We start from the raw sequence: 25,142 nt of genomic DNA, 5'->3' as shown, positions 1-25,142 counted from the left end.
AGGAGAAAGTAGGCAAATGATGGATGTCATGTCGTTCCGAACGCCCGGGCTGGGCGACCAGACCTACTTGCTGACTCACGAGGGTAAGGGCGTCCTTGTCGATCCCCAGCGCGACATCGGTCGTTTCCTGGACGCCGCTGCTGGCAGAGGCGTGGAGCTGCGGTTCGTGCTGGAGACCCACCTGCACAACGACTACGTCTCGGGCGGTGAGCAGGCTGCGCTGCGCACCGGCGCCGAGCTGGTGCTGCCGGCTGCGGCGGCGGCCGCCTACCGGCACACGCCCGCCTTCCACCTGGAGGACATCCACGGCGGCAGCGGCCTGATTCTCCGCCCCGTCCACACGCCCGGCCACACCCCCGAGCACACCAGCTATCTGGTGCTCATCGATGGCGAGCCGGTCGCCCTGTTCTCCGGCGGCAGCCTGCTGGTCGCCTCGGCCGGCCGGCCCGACCTGCTCGGTCCCGAACGCGCCCGGACCCTGGCCCGTCTCCAGCACATCTCGCTGCGCCGCCTGGCCGCGCTGCCTCCCGGCGTCGACCTGTACCCGACCCATGGCGAGGGTTCCTTCTGCACCGCCACCGGTGCCGGCAAGCTGACCTCCACCATCGGGGCCGAACGCGCCGACAACCCGATGCTGGCCATCGACGACCCGGAAGAGCTCGCCGACACGCTGCTGGCCGTACCCATGCCCATCCCCGCCTTCTACCAGTACATGGGCCCGGCCAACACGCTCGGCGTGCCGCCCATGCCGCCGGTCCGGGTGCCCGAGCTCGACCGGCCCGCGGTGGGCACGCACGTCGTCGACATCCGGCCGCGCCGATCGCAGTCCCGCGGCATGCTGCCCGGCTCGCTCGGCATCGAGCTGGACGACGACTTCGGTAGTTGGACCGGCTGGCTGCTGCCGTACGCCGAGCCATTGACACTGGTCGCCGAGCCCGGTCAGGAGGTCGCCGAGGCTGTCACCCAGCTCGCCCAGATCGGCATCGACACTGTCCGGGGCGTCGTCCGCGACCTCGGCGAGGCCGCCACGCAAACGTACGAGCTGGCCGAATTGGACGCCTTCGTCATGCGGCTCGCCCAGCCGGACGCCCAGCTCCTGGACGTGCGCATGCCCAGCGAGTGGGAACAGGCCCGGCTGGTGGGCGCCATCGAGCGATTCCTGCCCGACCTGTTTGCCCATGGTGTCCCTGCCGAACTCGACCCGCAGCAGCCCGTGTTCGTTGCCTGCGCCTCCGGCCGCCGCGCGAGCATTGCCGCCGGCCTCCTCGCCCACAAGGGCTACCAGCCGATCGTGCTCACCGACGCCGGTGTCCCCGATCTCGTCGCCGCGCTCCACAAACGCGACGCCGCCTGATCTCTCGTACACCACCATCAAGCCGAACCAGGAGAGAACCTTCGTGTCCCGCATCGACGCAGCCTCCGCCCGCTCGCTGATCGCGACCAACCCCGATGTCCTCGTCGTGGACGTCCGCACCCCGGCCGAGTTCGAGTCCGCGCACATCGACAGCGCCATCAACCTGCCCCTTGATCAGGTCGACGCCCACCTGCGACGCATCGTCACCGACGCCGGTGGCCGCATGCTGCTCATCTGCCAGTCCGGCAACCGTGCCGAGCGCGCCCGGACGGCACTCAGCGACGCCGGGCTGTCCGACGTCGTGGTACTGGACGGCGGCATGAACGCCTGGATCGCCACCGGAGCGCCCGTCAACCGGGGCCGGGCGCGCTGGCCGCTGGAACGGCAGGTCCGGCTCATTGCGGGCAGCATCGTGCTCGCCGCGGTCGTGGCCAGCCTCTGGATCCCCGCCGTGGCGGCCGTCGCGGCGTTCGTCGGCGCGGGCCTGATGGTCGCGGCCTTCACCGACACCTGCGCTATGGGCCTGCTGCTGGCCAAGCTGCCCTACAACCGCGTCGGCGGCGTGGACGTCGAGACCGCCCTCGCCCGCCTGCGCCAGGGCTCCGCTTCGCAGCCTTCGCCATGACTTCTACATACCCCCGGGAGTATAGATGATCGCTCTGACTCTGACCGCCGCAGTCCTGGTCGGCGTGACGCTAGGCCTGTTCGGCGGTGGGGGGTCGATCCTCACCGTGCCGGTGCTGGTCTACCTGGCCGGGGTGCCGGCCAGGCAGGCCATCGCCATGTCGCTGTTCGTCGTGGCCGTCACCAGCGCGGTCAGCGCCATCGGCCACGCCAGGGCTGGACGCATCCGCTGGCGCACCGGACTGATCTTCGGCGCGGCCGGCATGGCGGGCGCATACGGAGGCGGGTTGATCGGCCCGTACCTGCCGGAGGTGCTTCTCATGGCGTCCTTCGCGGCCATGATGCTGGCCACTGCCGTCGCCATGATCCGCGACCACCGCACCCCGCGCGTCACGCCCGCCCATCGCGAAGCGCCCATCCTGCACGTGATCGCCGAAGGCGTCGGCGTCGGCCTGGTGACCGGGCTCGTCGGTGCGGGCGGCGGCTTCCTGGTGGTGCCCGCCCTGGTCCTGCTCGGCGGCCTGCCCATGGGCGTCGCGGTGGGCACCTCTCTGGTCGTCATCGCGATGAAGTCGCTGGCCGGCCTGGCCGGATACCTGCACAGCGTCACGATCGACTGGTCACTGGCGCTCCCGGTGGCCGCGGCGGCCGTGATCGGCGGGCTCGTCGGCGGCAGCTTCGCCGGCCGGATCGACGCTGACCGGCTGCGCAAGGCGTTCGGCTGGTTCGTCCTGGCCATGGGCGTCTTCGTCCTCGTCCAGCAGTCGCCGCCCGCGTTACTGCATAGCGCCTGGACTGCCGCTGGGGCGGCCCTGGCAGCGCTGGCGGCCACCGTCGCGCTCGCGCTGCGGCGCCGACGCCGGTCGATTGCAGGGAATCACCCATCACGCTCGAACGCTTATACCCCTGGAGGTATAGAGAGCTGGAGCAAGTCATGACCGGTCCCATCACCATCACCGCCGCCAACTGGACCGAGCAGGTCACCGGCAAAGGGGCGATCCTCATCGACCTGTGGGCCGCCTGGTGCGGACCCTGTCGCCGCTTCGCGCCCGTCTTCGAAGCCGCCGCCCGCCACCTCGACCTGGTCTTCGGCAAGGTCGACACCGAGGCCGAACAAAGCCAGGTCCGCGCCAAGTCGCCGCGAAGCAGGCCGCGGCTATATGAACGTGTCCCGGCGTCTGATGCCAGGCCGGGACACGTGATCGGTGCCCGTCAGCCGATTTACCGTGTGCGGGACGAGCGACGTGTCAGGCTCCGCCCCAGACGGGCAGTTCGGCGATGTCGTTGTGCTTCCAGCCCAGCTCGTCGCGCACAGCCACCACGCCGTCGATGCTCTCGGCGGCCCGGACCGCGGTGAGGGTCTGGCTGCGCTCGTCGCAGGTCCCGAACAGGGTGACCACGCCGTCGACCACTCTGACGTCGAGCTCGCCGCGCAGGGCCTCGCGGACTTGGCGCTCGATGTCGATGTCCAGACGCACGAAGACCTTGATCAGGTCGTGGCGGCTGACGATGCCGACCAGGTGGCCCTCGGCGTTCACCACGGGCAGGCGTTTGACGCCGTACTTGTCCATCTGACGGGCGGCCGCCACGACGGGGGTGTCCGGGGCGGTGGTGTGGGCGGGTGAGGTCATCAGCTGGCCGGCTGTCTCGCCGACCGACTTACGGTAGCCGCTGCCCTCGCTGCCGGCGACGTGGCGCAGCCGGGCGCGTAGCGGCGGCCGGTAGTCGTCGCCGTAGTAGCGCTCCTTGAACTCCTCCTTGGCCAGCAGGTCGGCCTCGGAGATCACGCCAAGGACCTTGTTGTCGTCGTCGAGGACCGGTACGCCGCTGACGGCCCTGTCGATGAGCATCTCGGCGACGGTGTGGAAGGACGCATTCTGGTTGACGGCCGCCACGTCGGTGGTCATCACGTTCTCAACGGTCGTTCTCATGGTGTGCTCCATCCGGAAGTGGTCGACTCCAGCACAGCTCCGGGACCGCCGGGGAAGTAGGGCCGGAAGTCCCGCATCGGGCGGCCCTTGGTCCGGTGACTAGGTAATCCGCGTGGCCGTGCGCCCCCACGCCGGCGGCGGCGTTCATACACGACCTCCACGCCGCGTGCTGAACGCGCGATCAAGGCCAGCCATGAGCAAGAGGGCCGAGCTGACACCCGGGCTGGGGACCTTCGACTCTGATGGGCTGCTCTCGGCGGAGAAAGCGTGGCAGCGGGCCGGGTCGAGTGCGGGCATCGGAGGCCCAGCCGACCGGTCGCGGAAAGGGGGCCGATCATGGATCTCAAGCGGCTGCTGGGTGACGAGGCAGGCTATCTACTGGAGCACCGCGCGACGGGAATCCCGTACGACAAGCTGCAACTGCCCGGCACCGACTTCGTGGATCGCGTGGTGGCACTCACCGACAGGTCACCTGCCGTGCTGCGCAACCTGCAACACGTCTTCGACGCCGGACGCCTGGCGGGCACGGGTTACCTGTCGATCCTGCCGGTGGATCAGGGCATTGAGCACTCGGCGGCGGCGTCGTTCGCGCCGAACCCCGCCTACTTCGACCCCGCCAATCTGTGCGAGCTGGCCGTCGAGGGCGGCTGCAACGCGATCGCCTCCACCCTCGGCGTGCTGGGCGCGGTGTCGCGCCGGTACGCGCACCGGGTGCCGTTCATCGTCAAGCTGAACCATAACGAGCTGCTGACCTACCCCAGCCGGTACGACCAGAGCATGTTCGCCTCCGTCAAGCAGGCGTTTGACCTGGGTGCGGTGGCCGTGAGCGCGACCGTCTACTTCGGCTCCGGCGAGAGCATGAGCCAGCTCGGGGAGGTGCGCGAGGCGTTCCAGCGGGCGCACGAGCTGGGCCTGTTCACCGTACTGTGGGCCTACCTGCGCAACGAGGCGTTCTTCAAGGACGGCGTCGACCACCAGCTCAGCGCGGACCTGACCGGGCAGGCCAACCATCTGGCCGCCACCGTGGAGGCCGACGTCGTCAAGCAGTAGCAGCCGGTGTCCAACGGCGGCTTCCGGGCATTGCGCTTCGGCAAGACCCACGACCGCGTCTACTCAGAGCTGGCCACCGAGCACCCGATCGAGCTGACCCGCTGGCAGGTGGTCAACTGCTTCATGGGCCGCGTCGGGCTGATCAACTCTGGCGGCGCCTCGGGCGGGCAGACGGATCTGGCGCAGGCCGTACGAACCGCCGTGATCAACAAGCGGGCGGGCGGTATGGGGCTGATCGTCGGCCGCAAGTCCTTCCAGCGGCCGTTGGCCGCGGGGGTGTCGCTGCTGTACGCCGTACAGGACGTGTACCTGGACCCGACGTCACGATCGCGTGATGGTCGTCGAGACGAGCGGCCTGGGCAAGCGGTACGGCCCACACCAGGCGCTGGACGGCGTGGACCTGGCCGTTCCCGAGGGGTCCGAGTACGGCCTGGTGGGGCCGGACGAGGCGGGCAACCTGGTCCCGCTGATCGGCGCGCTGGACGGCCTCGCGGCAGCGTCGTGGCCGGGCGTGCCGGTTACGGCCGCCGCTTGCTCCGGCTCCGTACAGCGGCGAACGTCCTCACCCGCAGGGACCAACAGCACTGTCCGCGCGCCGGGCGCACGCGCACGCTCGAAGGGAAAGGAGGTGACCACGATGAAGCTGACCTGGAAGGACGCCATAACGACAGCGGTCGCGGGCGTGAACGTCGCCATCTATGTGGCCTTCCTGCAGGGCGCTGACCTGCCCATCGTCGGAAGCGTGCGTGGTGCCACCGGCGCCATCCTGCTGCTCGGCATGGTGGGTGGTTGCGCGTTGAGCGCACCGCCGCAGACCCGAGGGCTCTACATGGGGATCGCGAGCACACTGGGCGTCATCGCGTTGGCCGCGGGCGTCGTGGGGCTGATCATGGGCAGCGAATTCCTGCTGGCCGTGCTGTTCTCGGCCACCGTCGCGCTGTGGCTCATCGCCACCGTACGGCACGCGTTCGGCACCCGGAAAGTCGAGGTGACCGATGGTCCCTGAAGATCGGGACCTCCTCCTCTAGGGGGACCTTGCCGCCCGGTGTGTGCTGGAGATGTGGGCGGGTGCCCACGGAAGGAGGTTTGCGATGAACCTGCCAGAGCGTAGGGAAAGCAGGTTCCCGTTCCCGGAGCTGTTCGACTGGATCGAGCACCCGATGTTCGGGCTCCGGCCGTTCGGACAGATCGTCCGGATCGAGGATTACCTCGCCGAGGGCCGGTACGTGCTGCGCGCCGAGCTGCCCGGGCTCGACCCCGACAAGGACGTCGAGATCACCGTGGGCGGCGGGGTGCTGCACATCCGGGCCGAGAAGAGCCGGAAGGCGACCGAGCCGCACCGCTCGGAGTTCGTCTACGGGTCGCTGTCCCGGTCGGTGACGTTGCCCGCGACGGCCAAGACGGACGACGTCAAGGCCACCTACCAGGGCGGTGTGCTGGAGATCAGCATCGGGCTGGCCGAGGACAAGAAGGCGGAAGGCCGACGGATCGCCATCGAGCATTGACGCCGATGGCAGCGCGGGCGGGAGAGACACGGGGCTCCTGCCCGCGCTCGTCGCCTTATCAATGACAGGAGGCCGGTGATGACCAGGTCGACAGTGGTCGGAATCGATGGCTCGGCGTCGGCAAACCGGGCAGTGGACTGGGCGGTCGACACGCTTGTGCTGGGCGGCAGAGGGCTGGGCAGGTTCGGTGGGTTCGTGCTCGGGTCGAGCGGGATGGCGCTCGCCGGTCACGCGCACAGCCCGGTCGTGATCGTCCGGGAGCCGTACTCGGGAAGCCACGGTGAGGTCGTCGCCGGGTTCGACGGGTCGCCCGACGCTGAGGCGGCCCCCTTCGACCGGGGCGGGGGACGCAGCGAGCCCGCCGCCGTCGATCGGGCGAGCCTGGGCGATGTGCTCAACCTGGCAGTGGACGTGGGACCCGTTCCCATGCAGGCAGGAGCCTGTCTGGTGCTGGAGGCGGGGCCGGGATTCGACCTGGACCGCGCGCGGCACCTCGTCTCCGAACGCGTCCGCGCCGTTCCGCGGCTGCGCCAGCGGCTGGTTCCCGTGCCGCTGGGCTGCGGGCGCCCGGTGTGGGTCGACGACCCAGCGTTCGACCTCGGCCACCACCTCCACGTCAGAACCTGCCCGTCGCCCGGAGACGAGCGCGCGCTGCTCGATCTCGCCGCCGAGATCATCAGCCGACGGCTGGCACCGGCTCGGCCGCTGTGGTCGATCACCATCGTGACCGGCCTGGCCGGAGACCGGGTCGGGCTGATCGCCTGTTTCCATCACGTCCTCGCCGACGGCATCGGCGGCCTGGCAGTCCTGGGAGCCCTGGTCGACGGCACGTCCGAGCCGGCCGAGGGCGGGGCCCAGCCGGCGACCGGCCAACCTGAGACCCTCCTGCGGCGATTCCCGTGCCCCGCGCCGCCGCTGCGCCGGATCGCCGCCGAGGCGTGGGTGAGCAGGCTACGCGCGCTCGCGCGGCTTCCCCACGCGGGGGCGGTGATCCGGCGGGCCGCCGCCGAGCTGGGTGCCCCTTCGCGCGTGGCGCGCTGCTCACTGAACCAGCCCACCGGTCCGCACCAGAGCCTTGCGACCGTCACCGTGCGGCTCGACGATGTCCTGGGCTTCGCCCACGCTCACGGCGGCACGGTCAACGACGCCGTCCTGGCCGCGATCACCGGTGCCCTGCGCGCCCTGCTGGCCGGCCGCGGGGAGAGTGTTCCGGAGCTGGTCGCCTCCGTGCCGGTGTCGGCGCGTACGTCGGCCACCTCCGACTGGCTCGGCAACCAGGTCGGCGTCATGCCCGTACGCCTGCCGACCGCAGGCACCCTCTCCGAACGGCTGGAACGGACCGCCGCCATCACCCGAGCCAGGAAATCCACGTTCAGGAAGCGCCAGGGAAGCGCGGCCTCGTGGGGCTCGGCCGAGCTGCTCGCCGGCATGAACCGCGTCCTGGCCCGCGTGGGCGCGCTGGGCTGGTTCATGGACCACCAGCGCCTGATCCACACTGCCGTCACCAACCTACGCGGCCCAGAGCAGCCCCTGGCCTTCAACGGCGCCACGGTGGCCGCCGTCATCCCCATCTCCCTGGCCCGTGGCAACGTGAGCGTCGCCTTCAGCGTGCTCTCGTACGCCGGCGCGCTCACCATCAGCGTCGCCGCCGACACCGATCGAACCCCGGACCTGCCCCTCCTCATCACTGCCCTGCGCGGCGAACTCGCGGCGATGCGGTAACATCGCCCAACGGTGGGGAGAAGGCCAATAAGGGATGACACGTCCGGACGGGGTACGGCGGTTGATGGCGGGCCGAGGCCGTGCTGGCTTCGGGCACACGACAATCTGGGTGGTCCGCATCGTCCACCGGAGCGGACGCGGAAGTCCCCGCAGAGGGGTACGTATTGCCGCTGGCGCTGGTTTTCGCCAGGTTCGATCGTGCCTACCCGCGACGCCGTGGACGTGGCCTTGCTGTCCGCGGCCGCTCGCCACGGAGCGCAGCCTGCGGAGGCCCGGACGGCCAACAGGCCCTTCGACGCCGACACCTGGTCGATGGCGGTCGTCACCGCAGGTGCTGGCGCTGGCTGAATTCCCCCTTTGACGGATGGTCATGGCCGCGGTTCGGCTGCCGCCGGTCAGGAGATGACCGCGAGGGACTGACGGGCGATCTCCCACTCCTCGTCGGTCGGGATGACCAGCACGGGCACCTCGGCGCCCGGAGGGGAGACGGCCCGCTCGCCGATCGGACCGGCCTGGTTGAGCGCCGGGTCCACGGCGATGCCGAGCCGTTCGAGGCCCGCCAGGGAAGCGGCGCGGGTGGCGGCGTCGTGCTGGCCCACGCCGCCGGTGAATACGATCGCGTCCACCCGGCCGAGCAGCGCGTAGTAGGCGCCGACGTACTTGCGGACACGCCGGGTGTAGACCTCCAGGGCCAGCCTGGCCGCGTCGTCGTCGCGGCCGCGTACCTCGCGCATGTCGAGGCTCCCGGTCAGCGCGAGCAGGCCGCCGCGATGGGTGAGGGCATGCTCGACCTGCTCGGCGTCCATGCCGTGCACCCGGGCGAGGTAGCCGGGGAGCGCCGGGTCCACGTCACCCGAGCGGGTGCCCATGACCAACCCCTCCAGGGGAGTCATGCCCATGGAGGTGTCGACGCTGTGGCCGCCGCAGATCGCGGTGGCGCTGGCGCCGTTGCCCAGGTGCAGCACGATCTGGTTGAGCCCGGCGTGGTCGCCGCCCAGGAAGGCGGCGACGCGGCGGGAGACGTAAGCGCACGAGGTGCCGTGGAAGCCGAAGCGCCGCACGCCCCACTCCTGGGGCACCGCGTACGTATACGCCTCTGGCGGCAGCGTGCAATGGAACGCGGTGTCGAACACGGCCACCTGCGGCACCCCCGGGAAAACCTTGCGCGCGACCCGGATGCCGGCCAGGTTGACCGGGTTGTGCAGGGGCGCGAGCGGGGCCAGCTTCACGATCTCGGCGATCACCTCGTCGTCGATGAGCACGGCCTCGGTGAACCGGGTCCCGCCATGCACGACGCGATGCCCGACCGCGACCGGGGACAACCCTGGTCCCGCTACGGCGAACGCCTCCATCATCGCGTCCAGCCCCTCACCGTGCCCGGGGAAGGGCCGCTCCCGGACGTACGGCGGCCGGTCGCCGGTCCGGTGCGTGAGCCGCCCGTTCCTCTCGCCGATCCGCTCGACCAGGCCCCTGGCCGGGCGCTCGCGGGTCTCGACGTCCACCAGCTCGTACTTGATCGACGAAGATCCTGTGTTCAGGACGAGAATGCGGCCGGCCATGTCCACGCGCCTATTTCCACCGAGTCCTCGCCGTGCTCGCGGGTGTGGGCGCGGGCCTGGAGCCGGGCGTCGACCATCCGCTGGCGCAGGTGGGCGGCGGTGGTGCCGAGACCGGGGACGCGGTCGATGACGTCCATGACCAGGTGGAATCGGTCGATGTCATTGAGCATGGCCATGTCGAAGGGCGTGGTCGTGGTGCCCTCTTCCTTGTAGCCGCGCACGTGGAGGTTGTGGTGGCCGTGCCGCCGGTAGGTGAGGCGGTGGATCAGCCAGGGGTAGCCGTGGAAGTTGAAGATGACCGGCTTGTCGACGGTGAACAGCGTGTCGAACTCGGCGTCCGACATGCCGTGCGGATGCTCCGACGGGGGCTGGAGGCGCATCAGGTCCACGACGTTGACGACCCGCACCTTCAGCTCCGGCAGGTGCTCGCGCAGCAGCGCGGCCGCCGCCAGGGTCTCCAGGGTGGGCACGTCACCGGCGCAGGCCAGTACCACGTCGGGCTCCTGATCCTGGTCGGTGGATGCCCACGGCAGGATGCCCAGGCCCCGCGTGCAGTGGGCGACGGCCTCGTCCATGGTGAACAGGTCGAGTACGGGCTGCTTTCCGGCGACAACGACGTTGACGTAGTCCCGGGAGCGCAGGCAGTGTTCGCCCACCGACAGCAGGGTGTTGGCGTCCGGCGGCAGGTAGACGCGCACCACGGAGGCCTTCTTGTTGACCACGACGTCCAGGAAACCAGGGTCCTGGTGGCTGAAGCCGTTATGGTCCTGGCGCCACACGTGGGAGGACAGCAGGTAGTTGAGCGAGGCGACCGGACGCCGCCACGGGATCTTCTTCGCCGACTCCAGCCACTTGGCGTGCTGGTTGAACATGGCGTCGATGATGTGGATGAACGCTTCGTAGCAGTTGAACATCCCATGTCGGCCGGTCAGCAGGTAGCCCTCCAGCCAACCCTGGCAGAGATGCTCCGACAGCACCTCCATCACCCGCCCGCCTGCGCCCAGGTGCTCGTCGGTCGGCTCGATGGCGGCGTTCCATGCCCGGCTGGTGGTCTTGAAGACGGCCTGCAGCCGGTTGGAGGCGGTCTCGTCCGGGCCCATCAGCCGGAAGTTGTGCGGGTTCGCGGCGATCACGTCGCGCAGGAAGGCGCCCAGCAGGCGGGTGGGCTCGCTGGTCTGCGTCGCGGGGGATTTGACCTCCGCCGCGTAGGCGCGGAAGTCCGGCAGGGCCAGGGGACGCAGCAGCTCGCCGCCGTTGGCGTGCGGGCTGGCGCTCATCCTGCGCTCGGCCTGCGGCACGGTCTGCAAGATCTGCGGGATCGGGTGGCCGTCGGCGTCGAACAACTCTTCAGGCCGGTAGGAGCGCATCCACTCCTCCAGCATCGCCAGGTGCTCCGGGTTGTCGCGTACGCCGGACAGCGGCACCTGGTGGGCGCGCCAGGTGCCCTCCACCGGCAGGCCGTCGACTTCGCGTGGCCCGGTCCAGCCCTTGGGCGTCCGCAGGATGATCATGGGGAGTCTGGTCGCGCGGCCGTCCTTGTAGGCGGCGATCTGGTCGAACACCTCATCCAGTGTTTGCGCCATCTGCTCATGGTCCGGGCCGACGATGTGCGGTCGGTACCCGTACCCCTCCATGAGCTTGACCAGCTCTTCCTCGGGAATCCTGGCCAGTATGGCCGGATTGGCGATCTTGTAGCCGTTCAGGTGGAGGATCGGCAGCACGACGCCGTCGCGGTAGGGATCGAGCAGCTTGTTGGAATGCCAGCTGGCAGCCAGCGGTCCGGTTTCGGCCTCGCCGTCGCCGACGACGCACGACACCACAAGGCCGGGGTTGTCGAAGGCCGCTCCGAAAGCATGCGCCAGCGAATAGCCCAGTTCTCCGCCCTCGTGGATGGAGCCAGGTGTCTCGGGCGCGACGTGGCTCGGGATGCCGCCGGGGAAGGAGAACTGGCGGAACAGCCGCCGCATGCCCGCGGCGTCCTGCGAGACGTCCGGATACTTCTCTGAGTAGGAGCCTTCCAGCCAGGCATGCGCGACCGCGGCAGGACCGCCGTGGCCGGGGCCGGCGATGTAGATCATGTCTTGGGCGCGCTCGGCGATGATCCGGTTGAGGTGGGCGAAGCAGAAGTTGAGCCCGGGTGTGGTGCCCCAGTGGCCGAGCAGGCGGGGTTTGACGTGTTCGGGGCGGAGCGGCTCGGTCAGGAGCGGGTTGTCGAGCAGGTAGATCTGGCCCACGGACAGGTAGTTGGCGGCACGCCAGTACGCATCGATCTTCTGCAGGGGTGTCATGCGTCTCAATATTTCGGATCCAGCGGGATGGGCCTAGGGACCTTGGTCCCGATCCTTCAGGGCACATGGTTCGGATCCAGGCTCAAACCCAATCGTCCCCGGCCTGGGACTGTTCGGGCGTGAAGCAGTCCCAGCCGGGCGAACGGCGGGGGCCTATGGAGCGGTCACATCTCGAAGACCAGGCGGGCGGGCACGGTGCCGGCCAGGACGTCGCCGAAGGACTGGTTGATGTCCTCGAGTTTGCGCGTCTGGTAGATGACCTTGGTGCGTCCCGCGGCGTGCAGTCGGAAGACCTCGGCCAGGTCGGCGCGGGTGCCGACGATGGAGCCGATGACGGTGACGCCGCCCAGTACGGTCTGGAAGATGGGCAGGCTCATGGCGTTGTCCTTGGGCAGGGAGACCAGCACCAGGCGGCCACCGCGGCGCAGCGAGGCGTGGGCCTGCTCCAGAACGCGGGGGCTGGCGGCCAGGACGATGGCCACGTCCACCCCGCCCAGCGCCTTGATCTCCTCGACCGGGTCCGAGGTGGCCGCGTTGACCGTGTGCGTGGCGCCCAGGCTCCTGGCCAGTCGTAGCTTGTCCTCGGTGACGTCGACGGCGACGGTCTCGCCGCCGAAGATCTGCGCGTACTGCTGGGCGAGGTGGCCCAGACCGCCGATGCCGAAGATCGCGGCACGTTCGGCGGGACGCAGGCCCGAGACCTTCACCGCCTTGTACGTGGTCACGCCCGCGCAGGTCAGCGGTGCCGCTTCGGCAGGGGCGATGCCTTCCGGGACGGGGACCACGTAGGCGGCGTGGGCGACGGCGTACTCGGCGTGGCCGCCGTCGAGGGCGTAGCCGGTGTTCTGCTGTGATTCGCACAGGGTCTCGCGGCCGCTGACGCAGTACTCGCAGGTGCCGCAGGCGTAGCCGAGCCAGGGCAGGGCAACCCGCTCGCCCACCTTGCGGCCGGTCACCGCGGAGCCGAGCTGCTCGATGACGCCGACGCCCTCGTGCCCCGGGGTGAAGGGCAGGGACGGTTTGACCGGCCAGTCACCGTGGGCGGCGTGGATGTCGGTGTGGCACAGACCGCTGGCCTCGATGCGGACGAGGACCTGGTACGGCTCTGGCCCGGGGACGGGCACCTCCTGAATCTCCAGGGGCTTGTCGAATCCGGTCACGACGGCAGCGCGCATGCTTTCCACTCTCCTTTGATGTGCGCCCCACCTTCACCGATGGGGCGGGCTGGGAGGAGGGCCGAAGGTCCTGCGCTTCACGGCCGTCAGTCCCTCGTGCTGGGGCCCTGTCTCGGAAGACGTTCTGGCCAAAAGCTCCGGACCGCGGGACTTCCGTCCCTGGAGACCTGCTTCGGTGCGGTGCTGCGATGGTCACGCAGAGAAAGGAGAATCCGATGTTGCAGATCAGTGTGAGAGACGTGATGACCACTCACGTCGCTTCGGCGAAGGTGGGCACGCCGTTCAAGGAGGTCGCCGAGCTGCTGGTGCGGCACAGGGTCAGCGCCGTGCCCGTGCTGGACGAGGACGGCAGGGTCGTCGGCGTGGTGTCGGAGGCGGACCTGTTGCGCAAGGAGGAGTTCAGGGAGCAGTACTACGGGGAGGGCTACCGGCCGCGGCTGCGTGCCCGACTGCTCCGCCGGCTGGCTGGACACGGCGAGAACGGCAAGGAGAAGGCCGCAGGTGTCACGGCCGCCGAGCTGATGTCGGCGCCGGCGGTGACGGTCGCGCCGGACGTCTCCACCGTGACGGCTGCCCAGCTCATGGACGAGCACGAGGTCAAGCGCCTGGTCGTGACAGACGAGGACGGGCGGCTGATCGGCATCGTGAGCAGACGCGACCTGCTCAAGGCGTACGTGCGCGACGACGCGGAGCTGAAGCGCTGGGTCGAGGAGGTAATACCCGAGCAGGCCCGGTGGAACGACCGGACGGGGATCGTGGTCCAGGTACAGGACGGCATCGTGACACTGTCCGGCTTCACCTCGACCCGTAGTGAGGCTGCGGCGGCCGTGCACAGGGCCAAGGGGCTCGGCGGCGTCGTCGGTGTCCGCGAGAAGCTCGTCTGGGACCGGGACGACCGGCTGGAGCTGCCCTTGATCTGGGACCGCTCCTGAGCGGATGGGACCAAGGTCCTTTGGAGTAGGGGCCGCTCGGCCCTACGGCCCGGGTCCGCTTTACAGAAACCTGACCGCATGGATGTCTTGGACCTTTCGCGCTGGCAGTTCGGCATCACGACCGTCTATCACTTTCTGTTCGTGCCGCTCACGATCGGCCTGTCGATCATCGTGGCCGGGCTGCAGACGGCCTGGCACCGGACGAAGAAGCCGGAGTATCTGCGGTTGACCCGGTTCTGGGGGCGGCTGTTCCTGATCAACTTCGCGATGGGCGTGGTGACGGGCATCGTGCAGGAGTTCCAGTTCGGGATGAACTGGAGTGACTACTCGCGCTTCGTCGGGGATGTGTTCGGGGCGCCGCTGGCCATGGAGGGGCTGATGGCCTTCTTCCTGGAGTCCACGTTCCTCGGGCTGTGGATCTTCGGGTGGGACAAGCTGTCGCCCCGGCTGCATCTGGCCACCATCTGGCTTGCCGCGATCGGGACCAACATCTCGGCGTACTTCATCCTGGCGGCGAACTCCTGGATGCAGCACCCGGTTGGCTACCGCGTCCACAACGGCCGCGCCGAACTGACCGACATCTGGGCCGTGCTCACCAACTCCACCACGCTCGTCACCTTCCCCCACGTGATCTTCGGAGCCTTTCTGACCGCCGCGGCCTTCGTGCTCGGCGTCAGCGCGTGGTTCCTGCTGAAGAAGCGGGATATATCGCTTTTTCGGACCTCGGCCCGGCTGGCCTTGGCCGTCGCTCTCGCCTCCGCGATCGGGGTGTCGTTCTCCGGGCACTGGCAGGCCCAGATCATGACCGAGCAGCAGCCGATGAAGATGGCCGCCGCCGAAGCTCTGTGGGAGGACGAGACGTCCGCGGGCTTCTCCCTGTTCGCCGTCGGCGACGTCGAGAACGGCCGCAACCACATCAACCTGCAGATCCCCCATGGTCTGAGCCTGCTGTCCACCAACACCCTGGACGGCAAGGTCGAGGGCATCAACGACATCCAAGCCCGCTACCAGGCGCTGTACGGCCCCGGCGACTACCGGCCGGTTGTCGGCCTGGCCTACTGGTCGTTCCGGCTGATGATCGGGTTCGGCGCGCTGTCGGCGCTGCTGGCACTGGCCGGACTCTGGCTGACCAGGCGCGGCAGGCTGCCCGCGAGCCGGTGGGCCTACCGGCTGGCCATCGCCGGGATCGCCCTGCCGTTCCTGGCCAACAGCCTTGGCTGGATCTTCACCGAGATGGGCCGCCAGCCGTGGACCGTCTTCGGCCTGATGCGCACCGCCGCCGCCGTGTCTCCGGGCGTGGACATCCCCTCGGTGGCGATCACGCTGGTCGGCTTCACCCTCGTGTACGCCGTGCTGGCGGTGATCGAGGTACGGCTGCTGATCAAGTACATCCGCCTCGGACCGGTCGAGGAGAACGAGCCCGACGCCGCTGTCCCCGCCCTGAGCTACTAAAAAGGACATCCGACCATGGAAAACGTCTGGTTCGTACTGATCGCCGTACTGTGGATCGGCTACTTCCTGCTGGAGGGCTTCGACTTCGGGGTCGGCATCCTGCTGCCGTTCCTGGGCCGCGGCGAGGGGGAACGGCGCACCATCGTCAAGACGATCGGCCCGGTATGGGACGGCAACGAGGTGTGGCTGCTGGTGGCCGGCGGCGCCACCTTCGCCGCGTTCCCCGAGTGGTACGCCACCCTGTTCAGCGGCTTCTACCTGCCGCTGTTCCTCATCCTGCTGGCGCTGATCGCCCGGGGGGTGGCGCTGGAGTACCGCAACAAGTCCGACAGCCCGCGCGGCTGGGACCGGGCCTTTTTCTGGGGCTCGCTCGGCCCGGCCTTCCTGTGGGGCGTCGCCTTCGCCAACATCGTGCGCGGCGTGCCGCTGGACGCCGACCACGAGTACACCGGCACCCTGTTCACCCTGCTCAACCCGTTCGCGCTGCTCGGCGGGCTGGCCACGCTGCTGCTGTTCACCCTGCACGGCGCGGTCTTCCTGGCCCTGCGCACCACCGGCGACCTGCGCCAGGGCGCCGCCCGTATGGCCAAGAGTCTGGCCCCGGTGACGATCCTGGTGGTGATGGGGTTCCTGCTGGCCTCCGGAGGCGGGGGCAGGCCGGCCTGGTGGGCCGCAGTGGCGCTGGCCGCGCTCGGCCTGATCGGCGCCGTGGCCGCGACGTTGCGCGGCCGTGACGGGTGGGCGTTCGTCGCCAGCGCGCTCGCCGTGGTGGCGGTCGTGGCCGCCCTGTTCACCGGCTTGTGGCCGAACGTGCTGCCCGCGCTCGACCCGGCCAACAGTCTCACCGTGACGAACGCCGCCTCCACGCCGTACACGCTGACCGTGATGACCTGGGTCGCTGCCATCTTCACCCCGCTGGTCCTGGCCTACCAGGCCTGGACGTACTGGGTCTTCCGCCGCCGTCTCACCGGAGCCACCTGAGGAGCACTCCGGCAGATCGCATCTCGCACCGAGCAGCAAGGAGCTTCCCGATGAGCACGCGGCATGAGGCAGGGCGCCTCCCGCCCGTCTATGAAGCGGTGATCTCCGCCTACGCCACCGCTCTGGCCGGCTCGACGCTGGCCAACTCCAGCAGGGTGGCCTATCTCCGTCGCGTCCGCGGGTTCCTGACGTGGGTCGCCGCACAGGACAGTGGCTCCCCCACCAGCGGACCGCCGACTGATGTGGCGGCGGCGGCACGGGCAGCTCATCGCTACAGCCGCCATCTTCGGCATGCCCGCTACGCCACCACCACGATCGGCAGTGTCATTGCCGCCATCGAGGACTTCTACGCCCGGTGCGGGCTGGGCGCCACCGGACTTCGACGCGGGCGCGACCAGTTGGCGCCACGCCTTTGAGACACAGTGCGAGACCGGCGTTGATGCTCGGCTTGGCGACCGTGGGGTTCACCGTGAACTTCTGGGTCCGAGCTGAGCGGCGCGAGCCATGGGGGCGGACCGGGGCCCGCCCCTGGCTTGTGCCGCGCGTCGTTCAACGGCCGATGGGATGGTCGTGCCTGGCGCGCAGGACCTCCAGGCCCGCGTAGTAGTCCTCGGAGCCAATCTCTCCGCGGGCGAAGCGCTGCGCCAGCAGTTCCTCCGGCGCCGGTGCGGACGCCCCGGTGCGGACGCCCCTGCTCGCAGAGCGGGTGGCCAGCACGATCACTGCGGCCAGCAGCCCCCAGAAGAGCACGGTGCTGACACCCATGAGCGCGTAGCCCCAGCCGCTCATACCGCTGTAACCCCACCACATCATCGTGATCACCTCTGTTCGTCTCCTGCCGTCATCGTGACCTCGCGGCCCGCCGCCACATAGGGCCTTAGGTCCCAGCTACTACCGAAATTAGTAAGAAGCCGCCGCCGCTTCCTGCCGGTCCTTGGACTCGTCCGTGAGGGACTTATGGCTCTGGGGCGGCGAGGCGGCGTGCGGTTCGATGTTGGTGGCCGCTTCGGCGGAGCCCGTGCTTGTGGTTGTCGGCTCGCACGGTGGCGCGCCGTGGCCGTGGTGCTGTCGTGAATGCTCATTCGTGTCACCTCCGGCGCACCACACGGAACACAGGCTCTGGCCGGATTGGGGTGGAGACATGCGGCAGCTCAGCGCGCTGGACGCGCAGTTCCTCAACTTCGAAACGGTGACGAATGTCGCGAATATCGGCGGGCTGGCCGTACTCGAAATGGGTCTGGCCAAGGACGAGATCCTGCACAGGCTGGCGGAGCGGATGGCCGGAGTGCCGCAGTTACGGCGGCGGCTGGTGCATGTGCCCTTTGGGCTCGACCACCCGTACTGGGCCGACGACGTCGAGGTCGACCTGGACTATCACGTCCGGGAGCTTGCCCTGCCACCCCCTGGTGACGACGCGCAGCTGGCCGAGCAGGTCGCCCGCCTGCACGAGCGGCGGCTGGACCGGGCCCGTCCACTGTGGGAGATGTACCTGATCCATGGCCTGACCGGAGGCCGCTGCGCCCTCTACACCAAGGTCCATCACGCAGCCGTCGACGGGTTGACCGGGGCCGAGGTGCTCGCGGCGCTCATGGACCCTGCCCCTGAGACGGTCGCCTGCGAGCCGGACGCTCCTCCGGAGCTGTGGCGCATGCTGGCCAGGAGCGCACGGCACCTCGTGAACAATCCCGCGCATCTGATGAGGTTCGTCGGCGAGGCGCTGCCGGTGCTGGATCAGTTGCCCGTCATCTCCCGGCTGCCGGGTGCGGGCGACCTGTCGCGGCTACTGCGCCGCAGCCCTCTGCCCGACCTTCCGGATTTCGCGGCCCCGCATACCCCGCTGGGCGGTCCGGTCTCGGGCCATCGTCGCTACGCCTTCGCCGAGCTGCCGCTGGAGGAGATCAAGCGGGTCAAGAACGCCTTCGGCGTCACGGTGAACGACGTCGTGCTGACGCTGGCGGCCTCAGCGCTGCGTCGATGGCTGGTGGACCACGCGGCGTTGCCGGACGTTCCGTTGATCGCAGGCGTGCCGTTCTCTCTGCGAGGGCGAGCGGGTACAAGTGAGGGCAACCAGGTCACCATCATGATCACTCAGTTGCCCACGCATGTGGCCGATGCCCGGCGGCGGCTCGAACTGGTGGGCGAGGCGATGGAGCGGATCAAGGAACGGTTCGAGCTGACTCCGGCGTGCTGGCTGCGGGAGTTGAGCGAGAGCCTGCCCGCCGCGCTGAGCGGCCTGACCGACCGGGCCGCGTTCGACCTGGTGGGGAGAACGGCGCCGCCCATCAATGTGATCGTGTCCAACGTTCCCGGACCGCAGTTTCCGCTGCGGATCGCGGGGGTGAGGCTGCTCGCGCACTATCCGGTGTCCGTGATCACCGACGTGAGCGGCGCGGTGAACATCACGGCCTTCTCCTACGACGGCCGCCTCGACATCGGGATCACCGCCTGCAGGGACCTGGTTCCCGACGTGTGGGCCTTCTCCGGATACCTGCGCGAGACCCTTGACGAGCTCAACGCAGAGCTCTAGGTCCCGTTCCGTGCCGGTTTTTGTGTGCTCCACGTATCGACGTCCCGGAAGCGGCCATCCGCACCGACATCCCGCACCATCCCGAGGTCTGGGGCGATCCCATCGGCTGGTACCGGCCTCGCGCCCAGCTGACGGACATGCAGGCGTGGTCCATGGCCGGCTTCGGCGCCGAAGTCGTCGTGCGGCGCGGCCGACTCTGGCTTCGAGCGCTCAGCCCGATACCCGCCCTCTACAAAGGCTTCCTCCTCCATCCTGACGACAAGGACGACCCGCACGTCTTCCGAATCGACCTCTCCCGCTTCGGCATCGGCACTGCCCGCGTGGTCTTCAGCCGCGTCTCCGGGCCGAGGTCCATCCACCTCGATCTGGCGCCGCTGTCGTTGCAGATACGGCTGGCCGCGACGAACCCGCGGTCCTCACCAGAACGTCCGTGACGATGCTGCTCGGGGGACCAAAGGCACCACGCATCAGGACCTTTTCCTCATGCTCGCGGTCTGAGCGCTTGCCCAGACTAAAGGCGAAAGGGATGGGTGCCATCGGTGACGGCGTTGTTCGCCGATCCACCAGGGGGCTTATACCCGGTCACTCACCAGCGGAACAGTGAGGTTCAGGGGTTCGTCATGATCGTAGTTGGAGTAGACGGGTCGCAGGCCGGACTCGAGGCAGTCGGCTGGGCCGCGAGGGAGGCGGCGCTTCGAGGTGTGCCGCTCACCGTTGCTCATGCCATGCCTCGATGGGCCGTAGAGGCCAAGGACGGCCGCTACTCAGAAGTGGCCGCATGGCTGCGCGAGGGCTGCGCGACCGTGCTCGCCGCGGGTGAGAACCGGGCCTTTCACGAGCAGCCGAAGGCTGAGGTGAAGACGGCCGCGCTCCCGGGCGATCCGCGTACGGCCTTGATCCGGGCGTCGGAGGACGCGGAGCTGCTGGTCGTCGGCAGTCATGGGATTGGAGGGGTACGCGGCCTGCTCGTCGGATCGGTCGCTTATGGGGTTGCCGGGCACGCGGCCTGCGACGTCGTCGTGGTCCGCGCACTGCCCTCACTGCCGCGCGGCGAGATCGTGGTGGGCATGGACGGCTCGCCGAGGTCCCAGCGTGTGCTGGACTTCGCCTTCGCCGAGGCGCGGTTGCGAGGGACGCGGCTGCGTGTCGTGCACGCGTGGGCGAGGCCACGGTTGGACGGCTTCGAGTCTGCGGACGCCGACGGTGAGCAGAACGAGGCGCTCACGCTCAACGAGGCGCTCACTGGACACCGTGAGCGGTGCCCCGACGTCGAGGTCATCGAAGAAGCCGTCCACGGGCATCCCGTCGAGGTGCTGCGCCAGGCCGCGACGGGGGCCGACCTGCTCGTGGTCGGGTCGCATGGCCATGGGACGTTCGCCGGCATGGTACTCGGATCGGTGAGCCATGCCCTGCTGCACCATTCGCCGTGTCCGATGGTCGTGGTCCGGAACGGAGCGACCAGAGATCACGAAGAGCCGTGACATGACGTGCGCTGGCGGCCGGCCGAACTCGTCGACGAGCTGGCACGCTCGGCACTGCTGAAGGCGGCGTGGAAGGCATGCCTGCTGGTAGGAGGGCGGCGGGGCCTGAGCCAGGTTCGAGGGCTCCTGCTCGGCTCGGTGAGCCAGGCCATGGTGCATCACGCCCGCTGCCCCATCGCGGTGGTGCACTGACCGTGACGGGGCAAAGGCGCCTCAACCCCGATGTTCGATCAGGAGTGCTCGGCCAGCAGCTCGGTCATGGGACGGCGCGGGGCGCGCGGCACGACCAGGCCATACCCGAGTCGCATGATCATCTGCGGGTGGCCGCGCCGGTGATGCGGATCGCGGTGGCGTCGCATGTCGCGCAGGTCGAGAGGCTGGTTGAGGAACGATGCCGAGACCCCGTGCTTGGCCGCCACCAGCAGCACCCGCTGCAGGGCCTGCCCGGCGCGTAGCCAGTCCATCGGCTCGTCAGTTCCAGTGGCGAGCACCGCCAGCTGCGGATGCCGTTCGAAGTGCATGGATCCATCACGGCGGCCGAAGTCGCGGACCGGGTCCACGTCGCCGACGGCCTGCGGCCCGTGCACGTGAGCGGGCACCCCCTGACCCGTGGTCCACGCCGCCAGCTCGGCCAGGTAGTCGTCGTCACGCGCCAGCTCGTCCTGGGCGATGGCGGCGTAGTCGAGCATGTCGGCCGCGCTGCGTCGGTCCAGAAGGATGAGCCTGACCTGCTCCAGCGAGGCGGCGGTGCGCATTTCGCTCAGCACCGGCGCCGGGATGAGGCGCTCGTCGAAGGGCGTGCGGTTGGTGCGCCGGTACGGGATCAGGCCGTACATCTCCCGGGCCTCGGCCGTCGACGCGCACCGGGCATCGAATCGTACGGTGGCCAGCAGATCCGGCGCCTCCTGCGGTGTCGGGAGCAGTCTGACGGCCGGCCTGCGCCCTGCCGCCTGGGACGCGACGCGTAGGTTGAACAGCGCGGCACCGCAGCTGACGTGCAGCGAACGCCCGCGGGGGTCGCTCACGGGCAACCAGCGATCCCAGTCCGCGAGCAGTTCGATCACATCGCCGTGGCCCACCTTGAACCGCCACGGCTGGGTGTTGAGCACCGAAGGCGCTTCCCCGGCCGCCACGAGCAGTCGCCTGACCGCGAGATCGATGGTGTGTGCAGTGGTCATGACGCACCTCCTGCGGCCGACGCTGGTCCACGGGGGTGGGAGCCGTCAGGGCCGGAGGTCCTGCCGAACGTCCCGCACATCCATGGCCGCCGGGACCAACGGCACCGGCGGCACGGCCTTCCCGCCGGACGCAGGCATGAGCCTGACTTGGAAGGACGCTCTGGCGACAGCGGTTGCGGGCGTGAACATCGCCATCCACCTCACCTTCACCCAGGGCACGGATCGCACCCGTAAAGCCCGCTGCCCGGTGGCGGTGGTCCGCGCCAAGGAGTGACCTAAGACCCGGTCATCCGGGACGTTCCGCCGATGCGGACCTGGATGCCATGGAGCACCGTAAGGGTGAAAGAGAGGTGGACATCATGTCGATCGAAGTCGAGAAGGTCATGTGCCGGGTGGCCATCACCGTGCCGGAGGACACGCCGTTCGCCGACATCGTGGCCGAGATGGAGCGGTTCGCGGTCGGGGCGGTCACTGTGGTCGACGCCGACCAGCGGCCGGTCGGCGTGGTCTCGGAAGATGACCTGCTGCTCAAGGAGGCCGATCCCGTACGGCACAGCGTGTCGATCTTCGAGTCCCGCGCGCGGCGGCGCCAGCACGAGAAGGCCCAGGGGGTGATGGCGGCCCAGCTGATGACCTCTCCGGCGATCACCGTGACACCCCACACGACCGTGCGCGACGCGGCCCGCCTGATGCACGCCAAGCGCATCAAGCAGCTCCCCGTGATCAACGTGGTCACCGGGCGGATCATCGGCACGCTGCACCAGCGGGACGTCCTGCGGGTCTTCACCCGTCCCGCCGCCGAGTTGGAGGCGGAGATCAGGACCCTGCTCCCGGACCCCGAGGCGTTCTCGATCGAGATCGACCGGGGCGTTGTGAAGATCGACGGCACGGTCGAGTGGAGGTCTCAGGTCATCGCGCTCACGGAGGCCATCCGGCTGGTGGAGGGCATCGTGGACGTCATCTGCGAGGTGGTTCCGGAAAAGGACGACCTGCTCATCGTGCCCACGGGAATGTAGGAGACGGTCGTGGACGCGGCGTGGCGTATCGAGGTGCACGGGACCGTGCAGGGTGTGGGTTTCCGGCCGTTCGTGCACCGGCTGGCCACCGCCATGGGGATCCGCGGGCACGTCAGGAACGCCGGCGGGCACGTGGTCATTTCCGCGAGCGGCTCGCCGGCCCGCTTGGAGGCTTTCGTCTCCGGCTTGAAGACGTCGCGGCCCGAGGCAGCCCGCGTCCGCGACGTGGTCGTCACCCAAGGGGCGTCCGATCGGGAGGCCGCCGGGTTCGAGATCATGGAGAGCGAGGCCGGCTCCGGCACCTCGCGGGAGATCCCGCCGGACCTGGCCACGTGCGCCGACTGCCGGCGCGAGCTGTTCGACCCGACCAACAGGCGCTACCGCTATCCGTTCATCAACTGCACCGCCTGCGGTCCCAGGGCGACGATCATCGAGAGCCTGCCGTACGACCGGGCGCGCACGTCGATGCGCGGCTTCGAGATGTGCCCGGCCTGCGCTGCCGAATACCACGACCCGGCGAACCGTCGCTTCCACACCGAGCCGATCGCCTGCGCGTCATGCGGTCCCGGGCTGCGCTTCCTGACCATGACCGGCGAGGCGGCGTTGCGGGCTGCAGTGGACGTCGTCGCGGGCGGCGGTGTGATCGCCATCAAGGGTCTCGGGGGCTTTCAACTCGTGTGTGATGCCATCAACGACGAACCCGTCGGCCGACTGCGACAGCTCAAGGCACGCGACGCCAAACCCCTGGCAATCATGGTGCGTGACATGGTCACCGCCGACGCGCTGGCCGGCCTCACCAAAGCCGACCGGCTCCTGCTCGCCGCCCCATCCGCGCCCATCGTGCTGGCCCCGCGACGGCACAGCGTACTGTCGCCCGGCGTGTGCCAGGGAATGCCCGATGTCGGGGTGTTCCTGCCCTGCACGCCGCTGCACCATCTGCTGCTGGACGCGCTACGCCGCCCGCTCGTGGTGACCAGCGCGAACCACCCCGACAGCCCCATGCTGCTCGATAACGTCTCTGGACTGGACGTGGACGGTGTGCTCACCCATGACCGGCCCATCGTGGCCCGCTACGACGACTCGGTGGTCCGCTCGTTGGGGTCGCGGTCCATCACGATCCGCCGAGCGCGTGGACTGGCGCCCGCCATGCTGCGTCTGCCGGCCGCCGCCCCGCCTCTGGTGGCGATGGGCGCCCAGATAAAGAGCACATTCACCCTCGCGGAGGGCCACCACGCGGTCATGGGGCCGCACATTGGTGACCTCTCCGACGCCCAGACACTGGAGGCGTACGATGCCGCGCTCGACCACTTGCGCGGCATTCACGACATTGAACCTGCCCACGCCGTGCACGACCTGCATCCCGGCTACCTGTCGACCCGGCTGGCACGACGCTGGCCGAGCCGCGTCGCCGTACAGCACCACCACGCGCACGTCGCCGCTGTGGCCGCCGAGCACGGCCTGGAGCCGCCCTTCCTCGGGGTCGCCTACGACGGGCTCGGGCTGGGTGACGACGGCACGTTCTGGGGTGGCGAGTTGCTGCTGGCCACCTACACCGGCTACCGGCGGCTGGGCCGCTTCTCCCACGCTCCGATGCCCGGCGGTGTCGCGGCCGTCCGCAGGCCCGCCCGCATGGCACTCGGTTACCTGCTCGGCGGTGAGACCACCGGCGGCCCCATTTCTGAAGGTCTCACCGCCGGCCTCTCCGATCGGGAAATCATCGGCCGCATGATCGCCAAGCGGGTGAACTGTCCGATCGCCTCCAGCGCGGGCCGGCTCTTCGACACCGCCGCCGCACTGCTGGGCTTGTGCGACGTCAACGGGTTCGAGGGCGAAGCCGCGATGCGCCTGGAGCAGGCGGCTGCCGCCTACCCCGCGACCGAGCCGCTGGCCTGGCGGCTGGAACGACGCGACGGCCTGTGGGTGTACGACGGCGTCGTCACGCTGCGGCACCTGCTGGAGGCCAAGAGGGACGGCGAGCCGGTCGGCCGCATCGCCGCCGCCTTCCACGCCACCGTCGCGGCGGTCACCGTCCTGCTGTGCGAACGGGCCGCGGCCGAGCACGACGTCACCCAGGTCTGCCTGTCGGGCGGGGTGTTCCAGAACCGGCTGCTGGCCACCGACGCGCTGGCCCGGCTGTCGGAGGCCGGGTTCGAGCCGTACATCGGCGAGCGGATCCCCGTCAACGACGGCGGCATCAGCTACGGTCAGGCGGCCGTGGCCGCGGCGAGGCTGTCATCGGTCTAGTGGCCCGTCACGCAACCTTGGCCGGGTAACTGGTCCAGCTTCGGATAGGTGAAGTGGCGGCGAAGCTGGTCTTTGGTTGGGCACGGGCGTTGCGCCAGCGGACGTAGCCACCGATCGCCGTGT

Annotated in this window: 25 protein-coding genes and 1 pseudogene; 20 read left to right on the top strand and 6 right to left on the bottom strand. The window is 69.4% G+C overall.

The features are described from left to right. The first annotated feature begins 28 nt into the window (after positions 1 to 28). From KME78_RS61280 to KME78_RS66910, 4 genes are read left to right on the top strand one after another with little or no spacing between them, the layout of a single operon-like run. Positions 29 to 1,354, top strand: coding sequence for an MBL fold metallo-hydrolase (locus tag KME78_RS61280; RefSeq protein WP_246654975.1), 1,326 nt, complete (start codon positions 29 to 31; stop codon positions 1,352 to 1,354). 43 nt (positions 1,355 to 1,397) lie between these two features. After that, entirely contained in the window at positions 1,398 to 1,979 is a 582-nt protein-coding gene (locus KME78_RS61275) for a rhodanese-like domain-containing protein (protein ID WP_219539517.1), read from the top strand. Positions 1,980 to 2,004: 25 nt separating this feature from the next. After that, complete coding sequence (locus tag KME78_RS61270; RefSeq protein WP_219539516.1) at positions 2,005 to 2,916, top strand: sulfite exporter TauE/SafE family protein; 912 nt, start codon at positions 2,005 to 2,007, stop codon at positions 2,914 to 2,916. Continuing rightward, complete coding sequence (locus KME78_RS66910) at positions 2,913 to 3,335, top strand: thioredoxin family protein (RefSeq protein ID WP_219539515.1); 423 nt, start codon at positions 2,913 to 2,915, stop codon at positions 3,333 to 3,335. Before KME78_RS61270 ends, KME78_RS66910 begins: the two co-directional genes overlap by 4 nt. Here KME78_RS66910 and KME78_RS61260 read toward each other — a convergent pair. Continuing rightward, on the bottom strand, positions 3,226 to 3,909 hold the full coding sequence (locus tag KME78_RS61260; RefSeq protein ID WP_219539514.1) for a CBS domain-containing protein: 684 nt from the start codon (positions 3,907 to 3,909) through the stop codon (positions 3,226 to 3,228). The two genes, KME78_RS66910 and KME78_RS61260, sit on opposite strands and share 110 nt — an antisense overlap. Positions 3,910 to 4,245: 336 nt before the next feature. Here KME78_RS61260 and KME78_RS61255 point away from each other — a divergent pair. The 5 genes and pseudogenes from KME78_RS61255 to KME78_RS61230 form a co-directional block, all read left to right on the top strand. Then, positions 4,246 to 5,208 (top strand): annotated as a pseudogene (locus tag KME78_RS61255) (class I fructose-bisphosphate aldolase); the annotation flags it as partial. Positions 5,209 to 5,293: 85 nt separating this feature from the next. Next, the gene (locus KME78_RS65755; protein ID WP_246654974.1) at positions 5,294 to 5,965 is read left to right on the top strand and encodes a hypothetical protein; all 672 of its coding nucleotides are present in this window, start codon (positions 5,294 to 5,296) and stop codon (positions 5,963 to 5,965) included. Between the two features lie 85 nt (positions 5,966 to 6,050). Next, positions 6,051 to 6,464: an Hsp20/alpha crystallin family protein gene (locus KME78_RS61240; protein ID WP_219539510.1), complete on the top strand. Its 414-nt coding sequence runs from the start codon at positions 6,051 to 6,053 to the stop codon at positions 6,462 to 6,464. Positions 6,465 to 6,542: 78 nt separating this feature from the next. Continuing rightward, positions 6,543 to 8,186, top strand: a complete 1,644-nt coding sequence (locus tag KME78_RS61235; RefSeq protein WP_219539509.1) for a wax ester/triacylglycerol synthase domain-containing protein — start codon at positions 6,543 to 6,545, stop codon at positions 8,184 to 8,186. Positions 8,187 to 8,384: 198 nt separating this feature from the next. Further along, positions 8,385 to 8,534: a hypothetical protein gene (locus KME78_RS61230; RefSeq protein WP_219539508.1), complete on the top strand. Its 150-nt coding sequence runs from the start codon at positions 8,385 to 8,387 to the stop codon at positions 8,532 to 8,534. A gap of 47 nt (positions 8,535 to 8,581) precedes the next feature. On the opposite strand, the gene KME78_RS61225 is transcribed toward KME78_RS61230, so the two are convergent. The 3 genes from KME78_RS61225 to KME78_RS61215 all read right to left on the bottom strand — a co-directional run bounded on the left by KME78_RS61225 (position 8,582) and on the right by KME78_RS61215 (position 13,208). Next, on the bottom strand, positions 8,582 to 9,745 hold the full coding sequence (locus KME78_RS61225) for an acetate/propionate family kinase (protein ID WP_219539507.1): 1,164 nt from the start codon (positions 9,743 to 9,745) through the stop codon (positions 8,582 to 8,584). Then, positions 9,721 to 12,033: a phosphoketolase family protein gene (locus KME78_RS61220; RefSeq protein ID WP_219539506.1), complete on the bottom strand. Its 2,313-nt coding sequence runs from the start codon at positions 12,031 to 12,033 to the stop codon at positions 9,721 to 9,723. Before KME78_RS61220 ends, KME78_RS61225 begins: the two co-directional genes overlap by 25 nt. A 164-nt stretch (positions 12,034 to 12,197) precedes the next feature. Continuing rightward, positions 12,198 to 13,208 (bottom strand): zinc-dependent alcohol dehydrogenase, encoded by a 1,011-nt coding sequence (locus KME78_RS61215; protein ID WP_219539505.1) that lies wholly within the window; start codon positions 13,206 to 13,208, stop codon positions 12,198 to 12,200. A 215-nt stretch (positions 13,209 to 13,423) separates the two neighbouring features. Here KME78_RS61215 and KME78_RS61210 point away from each other — a divergent pair, with 215 nt between their 5' ends. The 4 genes from KME78_RS61210 (at position 13,424) to KME78_RS61195 (ending at position 16,989) form a co-directional block, all read left to right on the top strand. After that, positions 13,424 to 14,140 carry a CBS domain-containing protein gene (locus KME78_RS61210; protein WP_219539504.1) on the top strand — a complete coding sequence of 239 codons (717 nt, stop codon included), beginning with the start codon at positions 13,424 to 13,426 and terminating at the stop codon, positions 14,138 to 14,140. Positions 14,141 to 14,218: 78 nt separating this feature from the next. After that, positions 14,219 to 15,592: a cytochrome ubiquinol oxidase subunit I gene (locus KME78_RS61205; RefSeq protein WP_219539503.1), complete on the top strand. Its 1,374-nt coding sequence runs from the start codon at positions 14,219 to 14,221 to the stop codon at positions 15,590 to 15,592. Positions 15,593 to 15,607: 15 nt separating this feature from the next. Continuing rightward, positions 15,608 to 16,573 carry a cytochrome d ubiquinol oxidase subunit II gene (gene cydB, locus KME78_RS61200; protein ID WP_219539502.1) on the top strand — a complete coding sequence of 322 codons (966 nt, stop codon included), beginning with the start codon at positions 15,608 to 15,610 and terminating at the stop codon, positions 16,571 to 16,573. A gap of 50 nt (positions 16,574 to 16,623) precedes the next feature. After that, positions 16,624 to 16,989, top strand: a complete 366-nt coding sequence (locus tag KME78_RS61195) for a hypothetical protein (protein ID WP_219539501.1) — start codon at positions 16,624 to 16,626, stop codon at positions 16,987 to 16,989. 133 nt (positions 16,990 to 17,122) lie between these two features. Here the strand turns inward: KME78_RS61195 and KME78_RS61190 are convergent, their stop codons facing one another. After that, on the bottom strand, positions 17,123 to 17,395 hold the full coding sequence (locus KME78_RS61190) for an SHOCT domain-containing protein (protein ID WP_219539500.1): 273 nt from the start codon (positions 17,393 to 17,395) through the stop codon (positions 17,123 to 17,125). 319 nt (positions 17,396 to 17,714) lie between these two features. Between KME78_RS61190 and KME78_RS61185 the strand changes: the two genes are divergently transcribed. From KME78_RS61185 to KME78_RS66905, 4 genes are all read left to right on the top strand, one after another. Continuing rightward, entirely contained in the window at positions 17,715 to 19,100 is a 1,386-nt protein-coding gene (locus tag KME78_RS61185) for a WS/DGAT/MGAT family O-acyltransferase (RefSeq protein ID WP_219539499.1), read from the top strand. Positions 19,101 to 19,120: 20 nt separating this feature from the next. Continuing rightward, positions 19,121 to 19,534: a hypothetical protein gene (locus tag KME78_RS61180; RefSeq protein WP_219539498.1), complete on the top strand. Its 414-nt coding sequence runs from the start codon at positions 19,121 to 19,123 to the stop codon at positions 19,532 to 19,534. Positions 19,535 to 19,720: 186 nt separating this feature from the next. Beyond that, entirely contained in the window at positions 19,721 to 20,581 is an 861-nt protein-coding gene (locus tag KME78_RS61175) for a universal stress protein (protein ID WP_219539497.1), read from the top strand. Between the two features lie 6 nt (positions 20,582 to 20,587). After that, positions 20,588 to 20,773, top strand: coding sequence for a universal stress protein (locus tag KME78_RS66905; RefSeq protein WP_219539496.1), 186 nt, complete (start codon positions 20,588 to 20,590; stop codon positions 20,771 to 20,773). 38 nt (positions 20,774 to 20,811) lie between these two features. Here the strand turns inward: KME78_RS66905 and KME78_RS61165 are convergent, their stop codons facing one another. After that, positions 20,812 to 21,759 carry an Acg family FMN-binding oxidoreductase gene (locus KME78_RS61165; RefSeq protein WP_219539495.1) on the bottom strand — a complete coding sequence of 316 codons (948 nt, stop codon included), beginning with the start codon at positions 21,757 to 21,759 and terminating at the stop codon, positions 20,812 to 20,814. 82 nt (positions 21,760 to 21,841) lie between these two features. Between KME78_RS61165 and KME78_RS61160 the strand changes: the two genes are divergently transcribed. From KME78_RS61160 to hypF, 3 genes are all read left to right on the top strand, one after another. Continuing rightward, positions 21,842 to 22,033, top strand: a complete 192-nt coding sequence (locus tag KME78_RS61160; RefSeq protein WP_219539494.1) for a hypothetical protein — start codon at positions 21,842 to 21,844, stop codon at positions 22,031 to 22,033. Positions 22,034 to 22,118: 85 nt separating this feature from the next. Continuing rightward, the gene (locus KME78_RS61155) at positions 22,119 to 22,775 is read left to right on the top strand and encodes a CBS domain-containing protein (RefSeq protein WP_219539493.1); all 657 of its coding nucleotides are present in this window, start codon (positions 22,119 to 22,121) and stop codon (positions 22,773 to 22,775) included. A 9-nt stretch (positions 22,776 to 22,784) separates the two neighbouring features. Next, complete coding sequence (gene hypF / locus KME78_RS61150) at positions 22,785 to 25,019, top strand: carbamoyltransferase HypF (protein ID WP_219539492.1); 2,235 nt, start codon at positions 22,785 to 22,787, stop codon at positions 25,017 to 25,019. Positions 25,020 to 25,142: the final 123 nt, after the last annotated feature.

The organism is Nonomuraea guangzhouensis, assembly GCF_019396345.1.
In the GTDB taxonomy this organism is placed as follows: domain Bacteria; phylum Actinomycetota; class Actinomycetes; order Streptosporangiales; family Streptosporangiaceae; genus Nonomuraea; species Nonomuraea guangzhouensis.
This window is presented reverse-complemented; position numbering and strand designations above follow the sequence as displayed.

Coding starts and splice junctions, on each gene's coding strand:
- KME78_RS61185 (WP_219539499.1), top strand. CDS start 17,715: ATGCGGCAGCTCAGCGCGCTGGACGCGCAGTTCCTCAACTTCGAAACG.
- KME78_RS61155 (WP_219539493.1), top strand. CDS start 22,119: ATGTCGATCGAAGTCGAGAAGGTCATGTGCCGGGTGGCCATCACCGTG.
- KME78_RS61175 (WP_219539497.1), top strand. CDS start 19,721: ATGATCGTAGTTGGAGTAGACGGGTCGCAGGCCGGACTCGAGGCAGTC.
- KME78_RS61205 (WP_219539503.1), top strand. CDS start 14,219: ATGGATGTCTTGGACCTTTCGCGCTGGCAGTTCGGCATCACGACCGTC.
- KME78_RS65755 (WP_246654974.1), top strand. CDS start 5,294: ATGGTCGTCGAGACGAGCGGCCTGGGCAAGCGGTACGGCCCACACCAG.
- KME78_RS61280 (WP_246654975.1), top strand. CDS start 29: ATGTCGTTCCGAACGCCCGGGCTGGGCGACCAGACCTACTTGCTGACT.
- KME78_RS61220 (WP_219539506.1), bottom strand. CDS start 12,033: ATGACACCCCTGCAGAAGATCGATGCGTACTGGCGTGCCGCCAACTAC.
- KME78_RS61215 (WP_219539505.1), bottom strand. CDS start 13,208: ATGCGCGCTGCCGTCGTGACCGGATTCGACAAGCCCCTGGAGATTCAG.
- KME78_RS61210 (WP_219539504.1), top strand. CDS start 13,424: ATGTTGCAGATCAGTGTGAGAGACGTGATGACCACTCACGTCGCTTCG.
- KME78_RS66910 (WP_219539515.1), top strand. CDS start 2,913: ATGACCGGTCCCATCACCATCACCGCCGCCAACTGGACCGAGCAGGTC.
- KME78_RS61240 (WP_219539510.1), top strand. CDS start 6,051: ATGAACCTGCCAGAGCGTAGGGAAAGCAGGTTCCCGTTCCCGGAGCTG.
- KME78_RS61260 (WP_219539514.1), bottom strand. CDS start 3,909: ATGAGAACGACCGTTGAGAACGTGATGACCACCGACGTGGCGGCCGTC.
- KME78_RS61160 (WP_219539494.1), top strand. CDS start 21,842: ATGGCCGCCGGGACCAACGGCACCGGCGGCACGGCCTTCCCGCCGGAC.
- KME78_RS61225 (WP_219539507.1), bottom strand. CDS start 9,745: ATGGCCGGCCGCATTCTCGTCCTGAACACAGGATCTTCGTCGATCAAG.
- KME78_RS61235 (WP_219539509.1), top strand. CDS start 6,543: ATGACCAGGTCGACAGTGGTCGGAATCGATGGCTCGGCGTCGGCAAAC.
- KME78_RS61165 (WP_219539495.1), bottom strand. CDS start 21,759: ATGACCACTGCACACACCATCGATCTCGCGGTCAGGCGACTGCTCGTG.
- KME78_RS61270 (WP_219539516.1), top strand. CDS start 2,005: ATGATCGCTCTGACTCTGACCGCCGCAGTCCTGGTCGGCGTGACGCTA.
- cydB (WP_219539502.1), top strand. CDS start 15,608: ATGGAAAACGTCTGGTTCGTACTGATCGCCGTACTGTGGATCGGCTAC.
- KME78_RS61195 (WP_219539501.1), top strand. CDS start 16,624: ATGAGCACGCGGCATGAGGCAGGGCGCCTCCCGCCCGTCTATGAAGCG.